This window comes from Actinoplanes sp. KI2, from assembly GCF_025630775.1.
Taxonomy (GTDB): Bacteria; Actinomycetota; Actinomycetes; order Mycobacteriales; family Micromonosporaceae; genus Actinoplanes.
Map to the genome: position 1 here is coordinate 1 of NZ_JAOSZE010000095.1, position 7,530 is coordinate 7,530.

General features: G+C 72.1%; 9 protein-coding genes. 5 read left to right on the forward strand and 4 right to left on the reverse strand.

Annotation, left to right across the window (positions count from 1 at the left end):
* Position 1: 1 nt before the first annotated feature.
* On the reverse strand, positions 2 to 796 hold the full coding sequence (locus tag ODJ79_RS46190) for an endonuclease/exonuclease/phosphatase family protein (RefSeq protein WP_263030115.1): 795 nt from the start codon (positions 794 to 796) through the stop codon (positions 2 to 4).
* Positions 797 to 929: 133 nt separating this feature from the next.
* Between ODJ79_RS46190 and ODJ79_RS46195 the strand changes: the two genes are divergently transcribed.
* Entirely contained in the window at positions 930 to 2,660 is a 1,731-nt protein-coding gene (locus ODJ79_RS46195) for a cellulose binding domain-containing protein (RefSeq protein ID WP_263030116.1), read from the forward strand.
* A gap of 4 nt (positions 2,661 to 2,664) precedes the next feature.
* Here the strand turns inward: ODJ79_RS46195 and ODJ79_RS46200 are convergent, their stop codons facing one another.
* Positions 2,665 to 3,345, reverse strand: coding sequence for a thaumatin family protein (locus ODJ79_RS46200; RefSeq protein ID WP_263030117.1), 681 nt, complete (start codon positions 3,343 to 3,345; stop codon positions 2,665 to 2,667).
* On the opposite strand from ODJ79_RS46200, the gene ODJ79_RS46205 reads away from it, so the two are divergent.
* The gene (locus ODJ79_RS46205; RefSeq protein ID WP_263030118.1) at positions 3,335 to 3,712 is read left to right on the forward strand and encodes a hypothetical protein; all 378 of its coding nucleotides are present in this window, start codon (positions 3,335 to 3,337) and stop codon (positions 3,710 to 3,712) included. The genes ODJ79_RS46200 and ODJ79_RS46205 overlap by 11 nt on opposite strands.
* On the opposite strand, the gene ODJ79_RS46210 is transcribed toward ODJ79_RS46205, so the two are convergent.
* Positions 3,709 to 4,884 carry a cation:proton antiporter gene (locus ODJ79_RS46210; protein ID WP_263030123.1) on the reverse strand — a complete coding sequence of 392 codons (1,176 nt, stop codon included), beginning with the start codon at positions 4,882 to 4,884 and terminating at the stop codon, positions 3,709 to 3,711. The two genes, ODJ79_RS46205 and ODJ79_RS46210, sit on opposite strands and share 4 nt — an antisense overlap.
* A 173-nt stretch (positions 4,885 to 5,057) precedes the next feature.
* Between ODJ79_RS46210 and ODJ79_RS46215 the strand changes: the two genes are divergently transcribed.
* From ODJ79_RS46215 to ODJ79_RS46225, 3 genes are all read left to right on the forward strand, one after another.
* A complete protein-coding gene (locus ODJ79_RS46215) occupies positions 5,058 to 5,501 on the forward strand; it encodes a hypothetical protein (RefSeq protein ID WP_263030119.1) in 444 nt (147 codons plus the stop codon).
* An 89-nt stretch (positions 5,502 to 5,590) separates the two neighbouring features.
* Positions 5,591 to 6,127, forward strand: coding sequence for a hypothetical protein (locus ODJ79_RS46220; RefSeq protein WP_263030120.1), 537 nt, complete (start codon positions 5,591 to 5,593; stop codon positions 6,125 to 6,127).
* A gap of 123 nt (positions 6,128 to 6,250) precedes the next feature.
* Positions 6,251 to 6,712 (forward strand): hypothetical protein, encoded by a 462-nt coding sequence (locus tag ODJ79_RS46225; protein WP_263030121.1) that lies wholly within the window; start codon positions 6,251 to 6,253, stop codon positions 6,710 to 6,712.
* On the opposite strand, the gene ODJ79_RS46230 is transcribed toward ODJ79_RS46225, so the two are convergent.
* Positions 6,687 to 7,530 (reverse strand): class I SAM-dependent methyltransferase (locus tag ODJ79_RS46230; RefSeq protein WP_263030122.1); only part of this gene is annotated, 844 nt, incomplete at its 5' end. The genes ODJ79_RS46225 and ODJ79_RS46230 overlap by 26 nt on opposite strands.

Sequence of the window (7,530 nt, forward strand, 5' to 3'; positions counted from 1 at the left end):
CCTAGATGTCGAGGATCAGGGCGCGGTGGTCGGAGACCTCCGGTTCGGTCAGGATCTCGAAGCGCTCCACCGCGGCGACCTCGGAGACCAGCAGGTAGCTGGCGTGCCGCACCGGCTTGCCGTAGTGCGACGTCCGGGTGTCGGCGGCGCCGGCGAGGTCGGTGAGGCCGAGCTCGGCCAGCACGCCGAACGTCTCGCTGTCCGGCAGCAGGTTGAAGTCGCCGCAGACCACGACCAGGTCCTTGGGGCCGCGGATCCGGCGGACGAGCTCGGACAGCCGCTCGGCCTGGGACCGCCGCGCCGGGGTGTCGCCCTTGCCCAGCGGATCTCGCAGGCCGTGCATCTGCACCACCCAGACCGAGCGACCGGTCGGACGATCGACGGTCCGCACCGCGAGCGCGATGCGCGGACGGTCGGAGATCGCCCACTCGGCGTGGTCGGCGAACTCCCCGTGCACGAAGGCGGAGTCGACGCCGACGATCGGCAGGGCCTCGCCGACGAAGGTCGCCAGGCCGAAGTCCTGCCGGTGGCTGCGGCCGGCCTCGTCCCGCACCGGGCCGGAGTCGCTGGTCACGAAGATCCCCTGATGGCGGGGAAGTGCGACCCGTACGTCGTCGAAGAGGTCGGCACGCTGCGGCAGGCTCCGCTCCCCGTCGGCGAAGCGCGTCCAGCCGGCCAGGCCGGGCGTGCGCGTCACCTCCTGCAGGCAGACGACGTCCGCCCCGCTGGCGGGCAGCCAGCCGAGGAGTTCGTCGGCCAGGGCACCGCCCCAGGCGTTGACAGTCGCGATTCGCACCCACGCGCCTTTCGATCACGGGAAGGATATCGGGCCTTGTGGCCGGGCCCGAAGTAGGCGAGCATAATAACGACTGCTATCAATATGTGGCCGACCGCGCGGTCCGAAGAGTTCGCTTCGAAAGGACTCTGGCATGCGCGCCTCCGTTCGGCCTCGACTCGCCGCCTTCGTCGCCGCCACCACGCTCGTGGCGGGCCTGGGCGTCACACTCTCCGCACACGCCGCGACCGTAGGCTGCTCGGTGGCGTACTCGGTCACCTCGCAGTGGCCGGGCGGCTTCGGCGCCAACGTCTCCATCACCGACCTCGGCGACCCGATCACCGGCTGGACGCTCACCTGGTCGTACGCCGCCGGCCAGAAGGTCACCCAGGCCTGGAACGCGACGGTGTCGCAGAACGGCGCTCAGGTGACCGCCCGCAACGTCGGCTACAACGGCACCATCGGCACCGGCAGCAGCGTGACGTTCGGCTTCAACGGCTCCTGGACCGGCAGCAACCCGGCGCCCGTGAGTTTCGCGCTCAACGGCACCACCTGCACCGGCAGCGTGATCAGCTCGGGCCCGACGTCGCCCACCCCGACCAGCGCCTCGCCGACCCCGTCCACGTCCACCTCACCGGGCAGCCCCGACGACTGGCCGACCTACCACCGCGACAATGCCCGCGACGGCAACGCGCCGAACGCCGCCCCGCTGTCCACGCTGTCGGTCGCCTGGACCGCATCGCTGGACGGCGCGGTCTACGGCCAGCCGCTGGTCGTCGGCGGCCGGATCTTCGCGGCCACCGAGAACGACACGGTGTACGCGCTGAGCCCGGCCACCGGCGCCGTCCTGTGGTCGACGCACGTCGGCCAGCCCGAACCGCTGTCCGACCTGCCCTGCGGCAACATCAACCCGCTGGGCATCACCAGCACGATGGTGTACGACCCGGCCACCAACCGGGTCTTCGCGGTCGCCGAGACCACCGGTGGCGCGCACACCCTGCTGGGCATCAACGCCAACACCGGTGCGGTCGAGGTGCGCACCGCCGTCGAGCCCCCGCTGGGCGACCCGAAGGCGCACCAGCAGCGTGGCGCCCTCACCCTGCTGAACGGGCGGGTCTACCTCGGCTACGGCGGCCTGTTCGGCGACTGCGGCCAGTACATCGGCGCGGTGGTCTCGGTGACCACCGCCGGCACCGGCAAGACCAGCTACGCGGTGCCGACCACCCGCGAGGCGGGCATCTGGGGAACCGCGGGCGGCGTCGTGGACGGCGACCACCTGCTCTACGCGGTGGGCAACGGCGAGTCGACCACCACGTACGACGGCAGTGATTCTGTCTTGGCGCTCTCGGCCGGCCTGCAGCGCACCGACTTCTTCGCCCCGTCCGACTGGGCGAGCCAGAACGCCGGCGACGCCGACCTCGGATCGATGAGCCCGGCCCTGGTGGGCCAGTACGTCTACGCGGACGGCAAGGCCGGCATCGGGTACGTGCTGCGCCACGACAACCTCGGCGGCATCGGCGGTCAGGTGTCCCAGCTCGCCAACGGATGCCAGTCCTTCGGCGGCAGCGCGGTCTCCGGGAGCACCGTGTACCTGCCGTGCACCACCGGGCCGCGGGCCGTGACGATCGCCGCCGACGGCACCGCCCGCGAGCTGTGGCGGGCCGCCGCGAGCGTGCCCGCCGAAGGCTCGCCGGTGATCGGCGGCGGCGCGGTCTGGGTCGTCGACTACAACGGCGGAGTCCTGTACGCCCTGGACCCCGGCACCGGGGCGGCCCTCGCACAGGTACGGGTCGGCCAGGCGCCGAACTTCACCTCGCCCACCCTCTCCGGCAACCGCGCGTACGTCGGCACCCGGGCCGGCGTCACCGCCGTGAACGGCATCTGACGCTTCACGTGGTGCCCGGGGACAGGCCGAACGTCACCCGGTAGTCGCAGCCGCCCTTGCAGGACATCGTGGCGGAGTCGTCGAACGCGTACGAGTAGGCGAAGGGCTCGGCCTTCTTGAAGACCTGGGTGTAGTCCACCGGCCAGCGCGACGGCACGCACTTCTCCCGCCCGGCCCAGGTGCCCCGGCAGCAGGTCGCGTCGGTGTTGAACGCCGTGCACGGGTTCTTGCACGCCACGACCGTCCCGCCGCGGGTCACCCGCATCGCGGCCGGGCAGTCGACCGGGCGGGTGCATCCCGCTGACGAGCAGCCCCGACTGCTCAACGGGTCCCTGGTGGCGGTGCGGAAAATATTGATCCACATCGGCAGGTTCGCCCCGTCGACCATACTCACGTCATAGAAGTCCAGCCCCGACCAGGCATCCAGCGCGAACTCCGCCAGGGTGGTCGGTGCCGGGTCGGGCTGAACGCAGGCCTCCGAGTCGGCGCAGTACCCGGACTGGCACACGGTCCGGCCGCCGCCGTCGGTGCCGCAGCCGGTGCGCGCCCAGATCCGGCCACCCCACCCCGTCGGCAGCAGCACGCTGGTGGACGCCCCGGGGGCGAGCTGCCACCTGGTCCGCGGGATCGGATGCTCCTTCTGCTGGGTGGCCGCCACCCACAGGGTCTGCCGGGTGGCGTTCACGATCAGGACGGTGTGGCGGCCGGCGGTGTGTGCCGGCTTGGCGGCCGCGGCCGTCGCGCTGCGCGAAGGGCTCGCCGACGGCCTGGCGGCGCTCGACGCGCTGCCCCGCGGTAGCGCGGAAGGCGCGGGCGTCGTCGTGGCCTCGACGATCGGCGCCAACCCGGCGCTCGTGCTCTGGTCGGCGCCGCCCGAGCACCCCACCAGCGCCGCCACCAGCACCCCGCTCACCAGCGCCGCGGCGCCCGTCAACCGCGTCTTTCCCGAATCTGCCACCCTGAGGCTCCTCTCGACCGCGGGGCGCCACGCGGCACCGCATCCCCACAGGAGAGCCGCCATCCCCCTCGCGAATAACAAGAACTCGCGCTAGCCGCGGCGCAGCGTGCGCCGCAGGACGCCGTGCCAGGCCGGGGTCTCGGCCTCGTCGTCGAAGGCGCGCGCCACCACCACGTCGGTCGACGAGTGCAACATGATCGACAGGACGATGGTCAGCGCGACCAGGTGGAAGATCGCGTCCGCCTCGACTATCCCGGATTCCAGCACGAGCAGGCCGTACACCACCGAGGCGAAGCCCTTGGGGCCGAACCACATGGCCGCCGCCTGCTCGCGCAGGTCCAGCCCCGAGCGCAGGAACGACAGCCACAGCGCCACCGGACGGGCCACGAAGATGGCCAGGATCGCGAAGATCCAGCCTGGCCAGGTGATCTCGGCGAGGAAGCTCGGCGAGATGAGCGCACCGAACACCAGCAGCGCCGCGAGCTTGAACAGCTCGGCGATGTTCTCGCCGAAGTGCTCGAACGCCGCCCGCTGTCGGGGGCCGAAGGTGGCGACCGTGATGCCCGCCGCGAACGCGGCCAGGAAGAGGTTGGCGTGCGTCGTCTTGCCCACGGCCAGCACGAGCAGGCCGATGGCGAAGCCGTTGAGCGGCTCGTAGGCGGGCGATGCGGAGAAGAACCGGCTGCGCTCCAGCCGGATGGCCAGCAGCGGGATCAGCACGCCGACGGCCAGGCCGCCGACGACCTCCAGGGCCAGTTCGCCGAGGGGCAGGTGGTCGGAGCCGGACGCGGCCGCCAGAAACAGGATCACGAACGGCAGCGCCAGCCCGTCGTTGACCCCCGACTCCACGTTCAGCAGATGCCGCAGCCGGGCCGGCACCATGTCGTTGCCCACCAGAGCCGACGCGAACACCGGGTCGGTCGGCGCCAGGATCGCCCCGATCAGCAGCGACTCCGGCCAGTCCAGGCCCACCACGAAGTGCGCGGCCACCGCGGTGACCGCCAGGGTGAGCGGCAGGCCCCAGCCGAGCGCCCGGCCGGGCAGCCGCCACGCCGACCGCAGATCCGCCCAGCCCACCCGCATGCCGTCGGTGAACAGCACCGCGAACAGCGCCAGCTCGGCCAGCGTGCTCACGACCGGCGAGTCCGGGCGTACGTCCAGCACCCCGGTCGTATCGGCGCCGAAGAAGACCCCGGCGGCCAGGAACAGCACCGCGGTCGACAGGATCGTGCGCTTCGCCAGCGCGGACACCAGCACGGCCAGCATCAGGACGACGGCGAAAGTCAACAGCAGCACGGCCACTCCGGTTCACGACACGACGCCGAGTCAACCTGATCATCGGGACACCGGACCCGACCTGGATCATCCCGGACGAATGAGGCCGAGTCAGCCACGGCCCCGGACAATGACGACATCGCGGATGAGCGGAGGAAAAGGCAATGACGACCAAGGCTGCGTTCACGCCCGAGGAATGGACGGCGCTCCTGCAGGGTCCGCCGACCGCCGGCATGATCGTGGTCACCGCCGCCAGCGGCGGGATGTTCCGCGAGACGCTGGCGTTGTCGAAGGCGTACGTCGAGGCGCGCAAGCTGCACGGCCAGAGCGAGCTGCTCGACGAGATCGTGATGTCGAAGCCCAAGGCCGACCACACCCGCTACCACTCGTACGGCGAGCTCCGGGCCAACGGCCTCCAGCACCTGCGGGAGGCGGTGGCGCTGCTGGAGAGCAAGGCGACCCGCGAGGAGGCCGACGGCTACCGGGGCTTCGTCCTCGCCGTGGCGAACCGGGTGGCGGCCGCGCATCGCGAGGACGGCCAGGACGTCAGCCCCGGCGAGACGGTCGCCATCCAGGAGATCACCGCCGCGCTGGGCGGAGGCGCCTGAGAGCCACGAAACCTACGAACCTTCCGGCATCGGCCGAATGTGGTGGTCGACCTGGACATGCCAGGGGCCGGGGACGGTACGGAGGGGACATGGTTATTCGGAGGTCGCGGGAGGCCGCCAGCGTACTGATGGCGGTCGTCGGCTTGGTGCTGGTCATCGCGGGCCCGGTGCTTGCGATGCAGGGCGTGCAGGGCCACCGGGCGGTCGAGCACGAGCTGGCCGCCCAGCGGCTCGCCTTCCCGGCCGACAAGGCCCGGCTTCCGGACGCCCTCCAGAAGTACGCCGGCGAGAAGGTCACCACCGGCCACGACGCCAAGCTGTACGCCGACCTGATCTCGACGCAGGCGGCGCAGGTCACCGGCGGCCGGACGTACGCGGAGCTGGCGGCCGGCGGCGCGGCGGACGAGAAGCCGGCGCAGACGGCCCTGGCGGCCGAGATGCAGCGCACCTCGCTGCTCGGCGCCTACCAGGCGGATCGGGTCGGCTCGCTGTTCATCGGACTGGGCGTGCTGCTCGCCGCGGTCGGCGCGGTGTTCGCGCTGACCGGGTTCAGCCTGCGGCCGCCGCGGATCGTGGTGCCGGACTCCCCCGAGGCGCTCGAGACGCTGCATCTGCGCCTGCGCTGAAACCCGTCCGGTATCGGCGGGCGGCTGTCCTCGGACGCCGCCCGCCGATACCGTTGGGTAGCGGAGGTGCGACTACGGTGACCGAAAGCCTCGACCGGCGCGCTCACGCGCCGCTGGACTGACGTGGTCGATTCGACCGTGCTCGCCGCACCCGGGCCGAGCTGCCCGGATGCCGACGCGCGCGGCGCCGAGCTGGACCAGCTCGAGGACTGGATCGGTCTCGACCCCCAGGGGCGCGCGGCCCGGGCCGCGGAGCTGGAGCTGGCCGCGACCCACGCGGGTGACCTGCCAGCACAGATGCGGGCCCGGCTCATCCAGGCCGACGTGGCCGAGCGGGGCGGCGACCTCAAGGCCGCGGTCGCCGTGATGTGGCAGGTCAACGAGTGGGCCCATACCCACGGTCACCGCTATCTCATAGCGCGCAGTCACTTGCTGCTCGGCCGCACCTACCGCAACATGGGCGACGTGGCCGCGCTGCTCGAGCACGCCTCTCAGCCGACCCTGCTGGCCCTCGCCGACACCCAGCTCTACGAGGCGAAGCGGGCCGGCCGCAATCTGGTCAGGCTGGCGGTCGCCGGCCGCTGACCGAGCAGAGGGGCCGGCCGGCGGAGGAGAAGTCCGGGTCGTCCAGGGCCCGCACGAGGACGTCCACCGCCTCGTCCGGGAAGCCGTGCTCGACCAGCCGGGGCCGGAACTGCTGGAGCGTCGCGCGGGCGTGCCAGGAGCCCGGCTCACCGCCCCGCCAGGATCGGCACCAGGTCACCGCCTGCACGTCGCCGAGGCCGTCCTGCAGCAGCAGCTCCGGCACGCGCGTGATGAAACCTCGATCCGAGCCCGACTCCCGGAACAGCTGCTGGCGCAGGTGAACATAGCGGTGCCACAGCTCGGCCACGCCGGCCGGCTCGGCCGGCGCCCGCAGCAGGTGGGCCGCCCGCTCCAGGCCGAACGGGTCGAAGTCCTCGATGATGATCGTCCCGCCGGGCGCGAGCCGCTCGCACAGCGCCGGCAGGAGCGTGGCCCGATTGGGCAGATGGGTCATGACGCAGCGGCCGTGAATGAGGTCGAACGGGCCGTCCGGCGGCGGCTGCTCCAGCAGGTCGAGCCGGGACACGGTGAGCCGCTCGTGCGACGGGATGTGCGAGACGTCCAGGTCCACCGCGGTCACCGAGCCGTCCGGGCCGACCTGGTCGGCCAGCCACAGCGCGACGCTGCCGTTGCCGGCGCCGATCTCCAGCGCGCGGGCGCCGCGCAGCCGGCTCGACTCGGTGATCCGCGCGCAGCTGAACTCGTCGAACAGACCGGTCAGCCCGCTCAGATGCGCGGCGCCGTGGGCGTTCGCGTTGTCGAGGGCGTAGTTGGCCATCCTGGTCCTCACGAGGCGTCGGTGCTTAACGGATGCGTGC

Bases quoted from the DNA above. Each gene is read 5' to 3' on its own strand.
- ODJ79_RS46195 (WP_263030116.1), top strand. From the start codon at position 930: ATGCGCGCCTCCGTTCGGCCTCGACTCGCCGCCTTCGTCGCCGCCACC.
- ODJ79_RS46210 (WP_263030123.1), bottom strand. From the start codon at position 4,884: ATGCTGGCCGTGCTGGTGTCCGCGCTGGCGAAGCGCACGATCCTGTCG.
- ODJ79_RS46215 (WP_263030119.1), top strand. From the start codon at position 5,058: ATGACGACCAAGGCTGCGTTCACGCCCGAGGAATGGACGGCGCTCCTG.
- ODJ79_RS46220 (WP_263030120.1), top strand. From the start codon at position 5,591: ATGGTTATTCGGAGGTCGCGGGAGGCCGCCAGCGTACTGATGGCGGTC.